At 67.4% G+C, this 13318-nt stretch carries 16 protein-coding genes and 1 tRNA gene; 5 read left to right on the top strand and 12 right to left on the bottom strand.

Features of this window, described 5'->3' with window-relative positions:
• Positions 1–74: 74 nt before the first annotated feature.
• Together rplQ and AAAZ40_RS00225 are read left to right on the top strand one after the other, a co-directional pair.
• A complete protein-coding gene (gene rplQ, locus AAAZ40_RS00230; RefSeq protein WP_045534224.1) occupies positions 75–482 on the top strand; it encodes a 50S ribosomal protein L17 in 408 nt (135 codons plus the stop codon).
• Positions 483–505: 23 nt separating this feature from the next.
• Positions 506–582, top strand: a tRNA-Met gene (locus AAAZ40_RS00225).
• Between the two features lie 117 nt (positions 583–699).
• Here the strand turns inward: AAAZ40_RS00225 and phnE (AAAZ40_RS00220) are convergent.
• The 12 genes from phnE (AAAZ40_RS00220) to phnG form a co-directional block, all read right to left on the bottom strand.
• Positions 700–1518, bottom strand: a complete 819-nt coding sequence (gene phnE, locus AAAZ40_RS00220) for a phosphonate ABC transporter, permease protein PhnE (RefSeq protein WP_476660640.1) — start codon at positions 1516–1518, stop codon at positions 700–702.
• A 32-nt stretch (positions 1519–1550) separates the two neighbouring features.
• Positions 1551–2432 carry a phosphonate ABC transporter, permease protein PhnE gene (gene phnE, locus AAAZ40_RS00215; protein WP_476660639.1) on the bottom strand — a complete coding sequence of 294 codons (882 nt, stop codon included), beginning with the start codon at positions 2430–2432 and terminating at the stop codon, positions 1551–1553.
• A 113-nt stretch (positions 2433–2545) separates the two neighbouring features.
• Positions 2546–3490, bottom strand: coding sequence for a phosphonate ABC transporter substrate-binding protein (gene phnD, locus AAAZ40_RS00210; RefSeq protein WP_476660638.1), 945 nt, complete (start codon positions 3488–3490; stop codon positions 2546–2548).
• A 71-nt stretch (positions 3491–3561) separates the two neighbouring features.
• Positions 3562–4368: a phosphonate ABC transporter ATP-binding protein gene (gene phnC, locus AAAZ40_RS00205; RefSeq protein WP_476660637.1), complete on the bottom strand. Its 807-nt coding sequence runs from the start codon at positions 4366–4368 to the stop codon at positions 3562–3564.
• A gap of 95 nt (positions 4369–4463) precedes the next feature.
• The gene (locus AAAZ40_RS00200; RefSeq protein ID WP_476660636.1) at positions 4464–5159 is read right to left on the bottom strand and encodes a DapH/DapD/GlmU-related protein; all 696 of its coding nucleotides are present in this window, start codon (positions 5157–5159) and stop codon (positions 4464–4466) included.
• Entirely contained in the window at positions 5160–6314 is a 1155-nt protein-coding gene (locus tag AAAZ40_RS00195) for an alpha-D-ribose 1-methylphosphonate 5-triphosphate diphosphatase (protein WP_476660635.1), read from the bottom strand.
• Positions 6311–7027, bottom strand: a complete 717-nt coding sequence (phnL, locus tag AAAZ40_RS00190; RefSeq protein WP_476660634.1) for a phosphonate C-P lyase system protein PhnL — start codon at positions 7025–7027, stop codon at positions 6311–6313. Before phnL ends, AAAZ40_RS00195 begins: the two co-directional genes overlap by 4 nt.
• Positions 7024–7836 (bottom strand): phosphonate C-P lyase system protein PhnK, encoded by an 813-nt coding sequence (phnK, locus tag AAAZ40_RS00185; RefSeq protein ID WP_476660633.1) that lies wholly within the window; start codon positions 7834–7836, stop codon positions 7024–7026. Before phnK ends, phnL begins: the two co-directional genes overlap by 4 nt.
• Positions 7833–8738, bottom strand: a complete 906-nt coding sequence (locus AAAZ40_RS00180) for an alpha-D-ribose 1-methylphosphonate 5-phosphate C-P-lyase PhnJ (RefSeq protein WP_432715214.1) — start codon at positions 8736–8738, stop codon at positions 7833–7835. The genes phnK and AAAZ40_RS00180 overlap by 4 nt, the downstream gene beginning before the upstream one ends.
• Positions 8735–9880 (bottom strand): carbon-phosphorus lyase complex subunit, encoded by a 1146-nt coding sequence (locus AAAZ40_RS00175; protein WP_476660632.1) that lies wholly within the window; start codon positions 9878–9880, stop codon positions 8735–8737. Before AAAZ40_RS00175 ends, AAAZ40_RS00180 begins: the two co-directional genes overlap by 4 nt.
• 2 nt (positions 9881–9882) lie before the next feature.
• Positions 9883–10518, bottom strand: a complete 636-nt coding sequence (gene phnH / locus AAAZ40_RS00170) for a phosphonate C-P lyase system protein PhnH (RefSeq protein ID WP_250960663.1) — start codon at positions 10516–10518, stop codon at positions 9883–9885.
• Positions 10515–11063, bottom strand: a complete 549-nt coding sequence (gene phnG / locus AAAZ40_RS00165; RefSeq protein ID WP_250960664.1) for a phosphonate C-P lyase system protein PhnG — start codon at positions 11061–11063, stop codon at positions 10515–10517. Before phnG ends, phnH begins: the two co-directional genes overlap by 4 nt.
• Positions 11064–11137: 74 nt before the next feature.
• On the opposite strand from phnG, the gene phnF reads away from it, so the two are divergent.
• From phnF to phnN, 3 genes are read left to right on the top strand one after another with little or no spacing between them, the layout of a single operon-like run.
• Positions 11138–11899: a phosphonate metabolism transcriptional regulator PhnF gene (gene phnF / locus AAAZ40_RS00160; protein WP_476660631.1), complete on the top strand. Its 762-nt coding sequence runs from the start codon at positions 11138–11140 to the stop codon at positions 11897–11899.
• A 2-nt stretch (positions 11900–11901) separates the two neighbouring features.
• On the top strand, positions 11902–12615 hold the full coding sequence (locus AAAZ40_RS00155; RefSeq protein ID WP_476660630.1) for a DUF1045 domain-containing protein: 714 nt from the start codon (positions 11902–11904) through the stop codon (positions 12613–12615).
• Positions 12612–13235 carry a phosphonate metabolism protein/1,5-bisphosphokinase (PRPP-forming) PhnN gene (phnN, locus tag AAAZ40_RS00150; protein ID WP_476660629.1) on the top strand — a complete coding sequence of 208 codons (624 nt, stop codon included), beginning with the start codon at positions 12612–12614 and terminating at the stop codon, positions 13233–13235. The genes AAAZ40_RS00155 and phnN overlap by 4 nt, the downstream gene beginning before the upstream one ends.
• Positions 13236–13318: the final 83 nt, after the last annotated feature.

The raw sequence follows: 13318 nt of genomic DNA, 5'->3' as shown, positions 1-13318 counted from the left end.
AACCCTCACCCTCAACGCCCCTGACCCCTCGCAGTACCTGATCCGGCTGCGGGCAAACCACAAAGGAAACCACCATGCGTCACGGACACGGACTTCGCAAACTCAACCGCACCACCAGCCACCGGCTGGCCATGCTGCGCAACATGATGAACTCGCTGCTCACGCACGAAGCGATTCAAACCACCTTGCCCAAGGCCAAAGAGCTGCGCCGCGTGGTCGAGCCCATGATCACCTTGGCCAAAGTGCCGACGGTGGCCAACCGCCGCTTGGCTTTTGACCGCCTGCGCGACCGCGACGTGGTGGTTAAGCTGTTCGACGTGCTCGGCCCGCGCTTCAACGCCCGTCCGGGTGGCTACACGCGCATCCTCAAAACCGGGTATCGCGTCGGCGACAACGCCCCGATGGCCCTGATCGAGCTGGTCGATCGCGGCGATGCAGAAACCACCAAAGAAGAACAAGCTTCTGCCGACAAAACGCAGTAAGCGTGCTAGAATACATGTCTTGACGCGGAGTGGAGCAGCCTGGTAGCTCGTTGGGCTCATAACCCAAAGGTCGCAAGTTCAAATCTTGCCTCCGCAACCAAAACCTCAATCAACCCTGTGGGCTTAATGGCTTGCAGGGTTTTTTGTTTTGGGCAAGGCGGGCTGCGCTCAGAGGCGGGTGCCGCTGCCCAATTTGCTCGGGCTGCGGCAGCTGCGCTCACAACGTGAGGTTGCGCTTGCCGACCAAAGCGATGCGCAGGCGGGTCGAAACCCAGTCGATCAGCGCCACGGTGAGCAAGATCATCAGGACGATGAAAGCCACCTGATCCCACTCAAAGGTGCGGATGCGCTCGGCCAAAAACAGGCCGATGCCGCCAGCGCCGACGATGCCGATGATGGTGGCCGAGCGGGTGTTGGATTCGAAGAAATACAAAACTTGGCTGATCAACACCGGCAGCACCTGGGGCACGATGCCAAAGCGCAACGCGTGCAGCCGCGAACCGCCGCTGGACAGCACGCCTTCGCTGGCCTTGCGCTCGACGGCTTCGATCGCCTCCGAGTAGAGCTTGGTGAACGAACCGATGTCGCTGGTCATGATGGCCAGCACGCCGGCAAAGGGGCCCAGTCCGACGACGTTGATCCAGATCAACGCCCAGATCAGCGTGTCCACGCCGCGGATCGTGTCGGCCGAGCGGCGCGTGAGCCAGCGCACGAAGGCGTTGACGGTGGTGTTGCGCGCGGCCAGGAATCCGAGCGGGAAAGAGATCAGCGCCGCCAGCAAAGTGCCCAAGAAGGCGATGGCCACGGTTTCGGCCAGCGCCTCGAGCAGGCTGTTGAGTTGCGTGCCGGGCGAGGGGGGCACCATCAGACTCAAAAAGGTGCCGAGCTGCACCAAGCCGGCGCCCAGTTGGGAGAGCGAGACGTCGAGGCGCAGCAGCGCAAACAAAGCCAGTCCGGCCATGGCGCTGAGCACCAGCGCCGTGATCCATTTCTCACGCCCCGAGCCCGCGATCAGCGCCGCGTGGCGCTGCCGCATCAATGGGCTAAGGTGCAAATTTTGCGACAGCTTCATTTCCCGTGCTCCAGCGAAATCAGGCGGTGGCGGATGCGCTCCGATACCAGGTCGATCGACACCACCGTGAGGACGATCAGCAGCAGGATGGCCGAGACGTCGGGGTAGTGAAAACCGCGAATGGCCTCGAGCAGGTCTTGCCCGATCCCGCCCGCGCCCACAAAGCCCATGACCGAGGCGCCGCGCACGTTGATCTCGAAGCGCAGCAGGGCGTAGCTGGCAAAGTTGGATAGCACCTGCGGCACGACGGCGTAACGGATGGCCTGCCAGCGCGTCGCGCCGGTGGCGATCGCGCCTTCCACCGGTTGCATGTCGATGTTTTCCACCACCTCGGCAAACAGCTTGCCGAGCGCGCCGGTGGTCGAGATCATGATCGCCAGCACGCCGGGCAGTGGGCCGAGCCCAAAGGCCACGACGAAAATGAGCGCAAACACCAGGTCGGGCACCGTGCGGCAGAACTCAAGCAGGCGCCGCGTGAAAAAGCGCTGCGAGGGGTTGATCGCCAAGTTGGCGGTGGCGGCAAAGCACAAGAAGAAGGCTGCGATGGCGCCAAACAGGGTGCCGAGGTAGGCGATCAACAGCGTGTCCCAGAGCAAGTCCAGCCAGCGTGGCCAGCCCCAGAACCATTCGGCCACATCGGTGAACACCAGTTCACCGTTGGCCAAATGAAAGATACGGTAAAAATAGCTGGTCAGATGACCGAGATTGGCCCAGAGCTTGGCCAAATCGACTTCAGCCACGTAACCGGCGGTCAGCACCAGCAGCAGCAAGATCAGCAGGCCCCAAGCGGTCGAGCGGGCTTTGGCCGCCTGCTGGGCGCGGTAGCTTGCGGAGAGGGCGGCGACTTGCGCCGCCGGCAGGCGTGCGAGTGAGCTCATCGTGAGAGTGCGCTTTCCGGTGGGCTCAGGGCTGGGTTATGAAAGGGCGGTCGGCGGCCTGCCGCTGCACCCACGGAACCCGTGGGCGCAGGCGACAGGCGTGCAGCGCGCGATCAGGAGGCGCGTTGGGCGCGCTCGCGGCGCAGACGATCGACAAAGGTTTGCAGATCGATGATGACCTGATAGTCGGCGTGCGTGGCCGGTGCAAAGCCGGGCGATTGCCCGTCGGAGAGGCGGTCGAAGGCGGCGCGGTTGCGCGTCGGCGCCTCGAAAAATGCCTGGCGAATCAGCGCTCGGGCCTCGGGCGGGAGCGAAGTCAGGAAGGCGATCGGCGAGCCTGGGATGCGCTCCGAGCGGAACACGATTTTGAAGTCGGCCGGGTTGACCATGCCGCGACGGCCCATGCGCATCAGGTTGGAGTCGGTCTCGGAGTTCCACCAGTTGAAGGCGATGTCGCAGGTGCCGCGTTGCAGTGCGATGATCGAGTTCTCGTGGCTGCCGGTGGTTTGCACGTTGGCAAAGAAGCGGTCGGGGGCGATGTTGGCGCGGTGCATGGCAAAGTGCGGCACGTTGAAGCCCGAGGTCGAATTGACATCGACCAGGCACAGGTTGCGGCCCTGAAAGTCTTCGATCCGAGCACCGCGGTCGTTGGCGCGGGCGTAAGCCACCGAGTAGTAACCGGTCGAGCCATCGGCTTGGCGCAAGGTGGCAAAAGCCTCGACGCCGCCGTTGGTGACGGCATGGGCACGCACGTAAGACGAGGGGCCAAAGTCGCCGATGTGGATGTGGCCCGAGCGCATGCCCTCGATCACGGCGGCGTAGTCGGAGGCGATGCGCAGCGTCACGCGCACGCCCAGCTGGCTCGACAAATAAGCCACCCAAGGCCCGAAGCGTTCGGTGACGCCGGCGGCGTTTTCGGCCGGCACCACGGCATAGACGAGCTCGGGGAAGCGGGCGCGCCAGTCTTGCGCTTGGGCAAAGGCGCCGGGTGTGAGGGCCAGCGCAGCGGCACCGAGGCCGAAAGCGCGGCGCGAAATGGGAAGGCGGGTGATGGACACGATGAGTTTCCTTGTGGACGGGGGGTGGCAGGGGAGGGCGGGGAGAGCAGGGGAATACGGGGAACGGCGGATCAGGCCGGTACGGCCACCAGCTCGGGGCGGGTGCGCGCTGGCGCTGCAACGGGCCTTGTCATCGCTTCTTGGGCTTCGAGCCCGTAGAGCTCATGCGCGAGCGCATCGGTCAGGCTCGAAGGGCTGCCGTCGAACACCAGCTTGCCTTGCGCCATGCCGATCAGGCGGTCGCAGTAGGACTTGGCGATGTCGAGGTCGTGCAGGTTGCAGACGACGGTGATGCCGAACACCCGGTTCAGGCGCTGCAGGGCGTCCATCACGACCTTGGTGTTGCGCGGGTCGAGCGAGGCGATGGGCTCGTCGGCGAGCACGATCTGCGGCTCTTGCACCAAGGCGCGGGCGATGGCCACGCGCTGCTGCTGGCCGCCGGAGAGCGTTTCGGCGCGCTGCCCGGCATACTGCGTCATGTCGAGTTGCTCCAGCGCCGACACCGCGATGGCCCGGTCATCGGCCGACCACAGCTTGAGCAGCGAGCGCACGCGCGAGGTATGGTTGAGGCGGCCCATCAGCACATTGGTCATCACGTCGAGCCGACCGACGATGTTGAACTGCTGGAACACCATCGCGCACGACGCGCGCCAGTCGCGCAGCGCCTGCCCTTTGAGGCGGGTCACGTCGCGGCCTTCCCACAAAATCTCGCCACAGCTCACGTCTTGCAAGCGGTTGATCATGCGCAGCAGCGTGGACTTGCCGGCCCCGGAGCGCCCGATGACGCCGACGAAGCTGCCCCTTTCGATCTGCAGCGAGACATCGTGCACGGCGCGCTTGGCACCAAAATCCCTACGAACATTGACCATTTTCAACATGAACGGCTCCTGATGGAATGGGAACGATGCTACATTTGCAAGTTGACAGTTTGATGAAAATCTGGTACAGGGCTGCTTGAATCTGGGGGGCGAAATCAAAGCCCGTCACAAGGGCCGACCCGGTTCGCATGGCGCGCCAGAAAGCGGCGCAGGTCGCAAAAATCGGCCATGCGCTCGGCCAGCACCTCATGCGGCCAGTCCCACCAAGCGGTGGCTTCGATGGCTTGGGCGATCGGTTTGGAAAACCGCCAGCGCAGCAGCTTGGCGGGCGCACCCGCCACGATCGCGTAGGCCGGTACGTCGCGCGTGACCACCGAGTTGCTGCCCACCACCGCACCGTTGCCGATCTGCACCCCGGGCATGATGACGGCGCCGTGCCCGATCCAGGTGTCGTGCCCGATGTGCACGCGCTGGCGGCTGCGCCAGGCAAAAAAATCGGCATCGTTCTGCGCCGCCAAGCCATACATGGCGCGCCGGTAGGTGAAGTTGTGCAGCGTCGGCCGCTCCACGGGGTGAAACCCGGGGTTGATGCGCACCATGGCCGCGATGTTGGCAAACTTGCCGATGTCGGTCGAAATCAGCTCGGTGTGGTGCCCGAGGTAGCTGTAGTCGTCCAGCACGCTGTCGCTCAAGTGCACGTGCTCGCCGAGCTCGGTGTAGCGGCCGAAGCGGCCGTTGCTCACCACGGCGCTGGCGGCCAGGGTGGGTGCCTCGGTTCTTTGGGCTGGAGCGGGCAGGTTGTGGGCCGCGACGTGGTACCAGCGGCCGTCGGGTGTGGGTGGGGTTGCCATTCAGTGCACCCGCTGCCCTTGGCGCCAGACGCCGCGCACCACGGCGTGCCAGTTGCCGTCGGCCACCTCCACCAGCCGCACCTGCACCAGATCGGCGCGCAGCCCCAGGGCGATCGCGCCCCGATCGTGCAGGCCCACGGCCCGCGCCGGGTTGGCGCTGACGGTGGCCACTGCCTGCGGCAGGCTCAGCACGCCATCGTGCACCAGGCGCAGCGTGGCGGTGAGCAGGCTGCCGGGCACGTAGTCGCTCGACAAGATGTCCATCAGCCCCAAGCCGGCCAGATGCGCGGCGGCCACGTTGCCCGAGTGCGAACCGCCGCGCACCACATTGGGCCCGCCCATCACGGTGTACATGCCGCGCTGGTGTGCCGCCCGTGCCGCCTGCTCGGTGGTCGGGAATTCGCTGATCTGGGCCCCGTCGGCGTGGGCTTCAGCCACATGGGCCGCCGTGGTGTCGTCGTGGCTGGCTAGGGTGATGCCGTGGCTTTGGCAATAGTCCACGAAGTAGCGCCGGTTGGGGCGGGCGTGGCGCACCTGCAAATCGGTGGCGTGGGCCACTTGGCGCTCGAACTTTTCTTCGTCCCAGCCCTTTTTGCCGGTGTAGTAAATGCGCGCGTGATCGATGTTCTCCCACTGGCGCTGGCCCGGGGTGTGGTCCATGAGCGAGATCAGCCCCAGCCGGGGGTGCTCGTGGAAAGGGGCGAACAGGTCGATGGTGTTGGCCGCTGGCAGCTCGCAGCGCACGTGCAGATGGTGCTCGGCACGCAGCAAATCCTTGGCCGTGCACAGGTTCAGCGTCGCCAGCACGGTGTCCCAGGCGCTGCTGCGCAGGCTGTCGTGATCGGTCGCGCCCACGCCCAGCGCGTCAAACACGGTGGTGATGCCGGCGGCGGCAATTTCGGCGTCGTGCGCCAGCAGCGCGGGCAACTCGGCCCACTGCACCTTGGGCCGGGGCATCAGGTGGCGCTCTAGGTTGTCGGTATGGATCTCCACCAAGCCGGGCAGCAGGTAGTCGCCTTCGAGGTCGATGCCGGTGCAGCCCCAAGCGCTGCCGCTGTCGATCGCTTCGATGCGGCCGTTCACGGCCTGTAGGCTGCCTAGGCGCACTTGATCGGGCAGCACCAGGCGGGCGTTGTGTATTACGAGGGGGTTCATGCGGCGCTCCGAAAGCAAGACATATCGATGCGGCGCGTGGCCAGTGCGGCGCCGACTTCGGGGTCGTGAAAAATGCCCAGCACCGCCGCGCCACGGCCGACGGCCTCTTGGATCAGCTCCACCACGGTGCGGGTGTTGGCGGGGTCGAGCGAGGCGGTGGGTTCATCGAGCAGCACCAGCGGCCGCGGCTTGATGAGGTTGCGCGCGATGTTGATGCGCTGCTGCTCGCCGCCCGAGAAGGTCGCCGGGGGCAGCGACCACAGGCGCTCGGGGATGCGCAGGCGCTGCAACCAGCGCGCCGCTTCGGCACGCGCCGCCGCGGCCACGTCGGCGTCGGTGGCGTGGTCTTGGCGCAGCGCTTCGGCCACCACGTCGATGGCCGGTACGCGCGGGATCAGGCGCAGGAACTGGCTGACGTACGAGACGGTGTCGCGGCGCAGTTGCAGCAGCTCGCGCGCGCTGGCTTGGGTCACTTCCAGGGTGGAGTCGGCGCCGGTGCGCACGTCGATCTGCCCGGCGCTGGCGCGGTAGTTGGCATAGACCAGCTTGAGCAGGGTGCTCTTGCCCATGCCCGAGGGCCCGTCGAGCACCAGGCATTCGCCGGCGTGGGCTTGCAGATCGACGCCTTCGAGCACCGGCAGCACGGCCCCGTGTTGGTGGTGCAGGGTGAAGCGCTTGGCCACACCCCTCATGCAAAGGATGGCGTTTTTCATGGTGGAAGGACGGAGCTGACCAGGAGTTGGGTGTAGGGGTGCTGCGGATCGTCGAGCAGTTGGTCGGTCAGACCGCTCTCGACGATGCGCCCGCGCTGCATCACGACCATGCGCTGCGCCAGCAGCCTGGCCACGGCGAGGTCGTGGGTGACGATCACCACCGCCAGTTGCAGCTCCTGCGTGAGCCGGCGCAGCAAGTCCAGCAACCGTGCCTGCACCGACACGTCGAGGCCGGAGGTGGGTTCGTCCATGAACAGCAGGCGCGGGCTGGTGACCAGGTTGCGCGCGATCTGCAAACGCTGGCGCATGCCGCCCGAAAATACGCGCGGCGTGTCGTCGATGCGCCAAGGGTCGATCTCGACCCGCTGCAACCACTCCAGCGCGGTGGCGCGCAACTGCCCGTAGTGGCGCCAGCCCAGCCCCATCAGGCGCTCGCCCACATTGGCGCCGGCCGAGACGTCCATGCGCAGACCGTCGGCCGGGTTCTGGTGCACAAAGCCCCAGTCGGTGCGCGCCAACAGGCGCTGGCGTGCCGCGCTCAGGGCGTGCACGTCTTCGAGCGTGCCATCGCGCAAGCGGTATTCGACGCCACCGCTGTCGGGGCGCGACAGCGCTGCGACGGCGTTGAGCAGGGTGCTCTTGCCCGAGCCCGATTCGCCGACCACGGCCAGCACTTCGCCGGGCCACAGATCGAAGGAGGCATCGTGCAGCGCCGTCAGGGCACCGTAGCGCTTGCCCAGTTGGCGCACGCGCAGCAGCGGTTGCGGGGTGCAGGAGGGGGTGGCGGGCATGGGCAGGGTCTGGTTCATGCGGCCACCGTGCTTGCGGCGGCGCGCCGTTGCTGGCAGTGGTCGGAATCCGAGCAGGTGTGCTGGCGCGTGCCTTGGTCGTCGATGATCACTTCGTCCAGGAAGGCATCGGTGGCGCCGCACAGGGCGCAGGCGGCTTCCCAGCGCTGCACCTCGAAGGGGTGGTCGTCGAACGACAGGCTCTCGACCTTGGTGTAGGGCGGCACCGCGTAGATGCGTTTTTCGCGCCCGGCGCCAAAGAGCTGCAGCGCCGGGTTGCGGTGCAGCTTGGGGTTGTCGAACTTGGGGATGGGCGAGGGCGACATGAGGTAGCGCCCGTTGACCAGCACCGGGTAGTCGTAGGTGGTGGCGATGTGGCCGTGGCGCGCGATGTCTTCGTACAGCTTGACGTGCATCAGGCCGTACTCGGCCAGCGCGTGCAGGGTGCGGGTCTCGGTTTCGCGCGGCTCCAGCCGTTGCAGCGGCTCTGGAACCGGCACCTGATAGACGATGATCTGGCCCTCGCGCAGCGGCGTTTCGGGGATGCGGTGGCGGGTCTGGATCAGGGTGGCGGCGCGGGTTTGGGTGGTGATCGGCACGCCGGCGGTGCGCTGGAAGAAGCGCCGGATGTTGACCGCGTTGACGGTGTCGTCCGAACCCTGATCGATCACCTTCAGGACGTCGTTTGGCCCGATGACGGCGGCCGTGACTTGGATGCCGCCGGTGCCCCAGCCGTAGGGCAGCGGCATTTCGCGCGAACCAAAGGGGACTTGATAGCCGGGTATGGCCACGGCCTTGAGCAGGGCGCGCCGGATCATGCGCTTGCTGCGCTCGTCGAGGTAGGCGAAGTTGATGGCCGGCGCCGAGGTGCAAGCGGCCGCAGTGGCCGCTTGCAGGGGTGCGCTGAGGGTGGGTGCGTTCACGGTTGGGTCCAAGGGGGGGATGCGGGTGCTGGGTCTGGGGTGGCGCTGCTGTCAGCGTTGGCGCTGCTGATCAGGGCCTGGGCGCGCATGCGCCGCACCAGTTCCAGTTCGGACTGGAAATCGACGTAGTGCGGCAACTTGAGGTGCTGCACGAAACCCGAGGCCTCGAGGCTGTCGCTGTGCGAGAGCACGAACTCCTGCATCTGCGCCGGCGCTTGCACCGCCTCGCCCAGTTCGGTGGCCCGCAGGCTGCGATCGACCAAGCTCATGGCCATGGCCTTGCGCTCGCTGTGGCCAAAAGCAAGCCCGTAGCCGCGCGTGAACTGTGGCGGCTCGCTCTGGCTGCCGACAAACTGGTTCACCATCTCGCATTCGGTGAGCTCGATGTCGCCGATCGACAGGCCAAAGCCCAGCTCTTCGGGCTCGAGTTCCACGGCCACCGTGCCGAGCCGGATTTCACCCACGAAAGGGTGCGTGTGCGAGTAACCGCGCTGGGTCGAGTAGGCCATGGCGAGCAGGAAGCCCTCGTCGCCACGGGCCAGGTTTTGCAGGCGCGTGGCCCGGTCGGCCGGAAAGCGCAGCGGCTCACGGGTCAGGTCGGTCGGTTCCGGGTCGCCGGCTGGCGGCGGGCATTGCTCGATCAGGCCCTCTTGGTTGAGCAGATCCACCACCCGCGGTGCCGGCGGCTCGGGCGGCCGGGCCAGGCCGGGTTCGGTCGGTGGCTGCGTCGGCGCGGCGGCCAGCAGCGCGAAATCCAGCAGGCGCTGGGTGTAGTCGTAGGTCGGGCCGAGGATTTGCCCGCCGGGCAGGTCTTTGAAGGTGGCCGAGATGCGGCGCGACAGCGCCATGGCTTCGGTGCGCAGCGCCAGCGTGCGGCCCAGGCGCGGCAAGGTGGCGCGGTAGGCGCGCAGCAGAAAAATCGCCTCCACCAAGTCGCCGCAGGCCTGCTTGATGGCCAGCGCCGCCAGTTCCGGGTCGTAGAGCGAGCCTTCGCTCATCACCCGATCCACCGCCAGCTTCATCTGCTGGCGAATCTGCGCCACGCTCAACTCGGGCACGGCCTCGTCGCCGCGGCGTTGCTCGGCCAGCAGGCGGTAGCTTTGCAGGATGGCGGCTTCTCCGCCTTTGACGGCCACGTACATGTTCAGGGCTCCAGCGGGGTCGGCAGGGGGTGGTGCAGGCGGGTCGAGCGCGGCAGCCCGCTGATGCAGCGGCCGGCGATCAGAAAGGCATCGACGCCGCGCGGAAAGGCGGCGTGGTTGGTGGCCCACTGGGCGGCAAAGTCGGCCGGCAGCCCGCGCGCGTGCAGGTGCACGCCGTCCTCGATGCCGGGGCCGCTCAGCTGCAGGGGGGCGGTCTGGATGTCGTGCAGGCTGGGCAGCTCGATCACGCAGGTGGCCGCTTGATCGGGGTATTCGTCGCTGCCCCAGTCGAGTTGCGCCAGCGCCGGCCAGGGGTCGGCGGCACCGAACCAGAGAAACCGGGCCGCGCCCGGTGCGCTGACGCAGCGGCAACCGGTGTGAAAGCGCAACCAGGCTTGCGCCTGCGAGTCGGCCAGCGAAGGCGAGAGCCAAAGGGTGCAATCGCTGTCGAGCAGGGCCAGCAGCAGCAACGCGGCCGCGCTGTGGCCGCGGTCGGGCAGTTGTGCGGCCGGGTGCGGCAGTTCGAATACGCGCCCGGGCAACGACAGCGCTTGCAGCGCGCCGCGAAAGACGGTCTGGCTGCCCAGGGCCAGATCCTGAAAACCGGGCGGCATTTGTTCTAGTTCCAGCGGGTTCATGCTTCGCCTTCGGTGTCGTCGCTGGCGCCGTTTTCGCGGGCGAGCGTGAAAAAATCGACTTTGGTGGCTTGCGCGCGCGCCTGTCGCTGCGCCTGCAACTGCGCCAGATGCAGGCGCAGCGGGGCCAGCAGCGTGGGCTCGAGCACGGCGTGCAGCGGCGCTTGCTGCAGCAGGGCATCGGCCCAAGCCGCCAGTTCGGCATGGCGGTGGCTGCGCCCGAGCACGTACGCCACGCCCACCGTGGCGCTAGGCTGGCCCTGTTGCACGCCTTGTTGTGCACCTTCCTGATCACCGGGTTCTGCTGCGGTGCGCAGGGCGCAGCGCGTCACGGTGAGCTCGCCCAAGTTGAAGCGTTGCCCGGTGCCACCGGCGCGCCCCTGCACCATGTACAACCCGGTTTCGGGCCGGCGCAGCCATTCGGCGCGGCGCGGCGCCAGTTGTGCGTGCAGGCCTTGCTCGAGCAGGGCCAGCGGGGCGCGTGCCAGCAGGGCCATCCAGGCGGCGCGAGCGCGTTGCGGCGGCTCGGTGTCGAATGATTGAAACATTGGGAGGCTACAATGCAATTTGTTTAGACAACTTTGTCGTGGACCCGATCGTAAAGTGCCTTTGTGAAGGATTTATGAAGAAAACCCTTGCTGCCGACACGCCGGCTGGCGTTCTGCCAGACCCCCGGCACAGCTTTTGGTCGCGCATCGCGCACGAAATCGGTGAGGCCATCCGCCAAGGCACCTACGCGCCGGGCGAGCGCCTGCCCACCGAGCACGCGCTGGCGCAGCAGTACGGTGTCAACCGCCACACCGTGCGCCGTTCCTTGGCTACGCTGGGGCAGCTGGGCTTGGTGCGCACGTCTCAGGGCAGCGGCACCTACGTGGAAGAATTTGCCGTCGAAGTGATGCTGGGCAAACGCACCCGGCACCGGCAAAGCCTGGCGCAGGCGGGCCTCAAAGGGGGGCTGCGCCTGTTGCAGACGCATGTCGATGAGGCCGAGCCGGGGGTGGCACAGGCGCTGGGGCTGCCCGCTGGCGCACCGGTGCTGCACCTGGTGGTGCTGGGCGACGGTGCCGGCCAGGTGCTGCACGCCAGCGACCGCTATTTCCCGCTGCCGCGCCTAGCCGGGCTGGATGCCCATTTGCACCAGACCGGCTCCATCACCGAGGCGCTGCACCGCCTGGGCGTGAGCGATTACACGCGGCGCGAAAGCCGCATCACCGCGCGCCTGCCCAGCGCCGAAGTCGCGGCGCTGTTGCAGCAGCCGCTCACGCGCCCCACCTTGCGCGTCACCAGCGTCAACGTCGATTCCAGCGGCTGCCCGGTCGAGTACGCCTGCACCTGGTTTGCCGGCGATCGGGTCGCCATCAGCGTCGATCATGCCCACGAATGACCATGAATTCTGACCTTGCACCCCTGCACCGGGTGGCGGTTTACTGGGCGCCCGCGCCCGACTCGCCTTGGTGGCAGGCCGGCAGCCAGTGGCTCGGGCGCTGTGCGGCCACGGCTTTGCCCTTGCCGCAACCCGTGGTCGAGGGCGTCGAGGCGCTGGAGTTTGCCCGCCTGACGGCGGCGCCGCGCCGCTATGGCTGGCATGCCACGCTCAAGGCCCCGTTTGGGCTCGCCAGTGGCCACGATCTGGCGGCTTTGCTGGTGGCGCTGCAGCGCATGGCGGGCCGGCATCGGGCCTTTGATCTGGGGCCGCTGCAGGTCTGCGAGCTCGACGGTTTTCTGGCTTTGCGCCCGCTGCACACGCCGCCCGAGCTGCTGCAGCTGGAGGCCGACTGCGTGCAGTCGCTGCAGCCCCTGGCCGCCGGTCTGAGCGCGGCCGAACTGGCGCGCCGCCGCCGCGCCGGGCTCAATGCCGAGCAGGAGGCGCTGTTGCAAGCCTGGGGCTATCCGTGGGTGTTGCAACAATTTCGTTTTCACCTCTCGCTCAGCGGGCCGCTCGAGCGGTTGCTGCCGCAGCAGCGGCAGGCCCTGCGCGCCGCCGCCATGCGGCAGTTCCACGCCCTGGTGCCGTGCCGCATCGACCGCCTGTCGGTGTTCGTGGAGCCGGCGCCGGGTGCCGATTTCAAGCTGCTGCACCAGCTGCAGCTGCAGCCATGAGTGCGACCGGCCGCTCTGGTGCGAGCGACGCACGGCGCGCGGCGCACGGCGATGCGCCCCCGGCGGGCCGTCTGGTCTATGTGGTCGGCCCTTCGGGGGCGGGCAAGGATTCGGTGTTGGGCGCGCTGCGCGCCAGTTGGCCCGACTGCCTCGTGGCGCATTGGGCGCGGCGCACCATCACCCGGCCAGAATCGGCCGGCGGCGAGCGGCACGAGGCGGTGGATGCAGCCGCGTTCGAGCGCTTGCTGGCCCAAGGGGCCTTTGCGCAGCACTGGTTTGCCCATGGTTTGAGCTACGGCGTGCGCCAAAGCGAGCTCCAGCCCCTGGCCTGCGGGCAGTGGGTGTTTGTGAACGGTTCGCGCGGCTATCTGCCGCAACTCCTGCGCCGCTGGAGCGCCGCCACGGTGGTGCACATCGGTGCCGCGCCCGAGGTGCTGCAGCAGCGGCTGCAGGCGCGCGGGCGCGAAACGGCGGCGGCGCAAGCCGCGCGCTTGCAGCGCGATCCCCAGTTGCCACTGCCTGCGGGCAGCATCTGCATCCAGAACGACGGTGCGCTGCAGACTGCGGTCGATGAGTTGCGCGCACGCTTGCTGGGCAGCCACCCGACGCCAGTGCGTTGAGCTTGGGTGCCCAGTCTGGGGGCGGTAGCCCTCCACACTGCAGGGACGCGGGCCAGTTTGCAGCGCGCATTCCGGCCGCTGTG

It is taken from the genome of Serpentinimonas sp. SMBJO2 (assembly GCF_056341105.1).
Note: the sequence above shows the minus strand (reverse complement) of the source record. Positions and strands in the feature narration are given on the sequence as shown.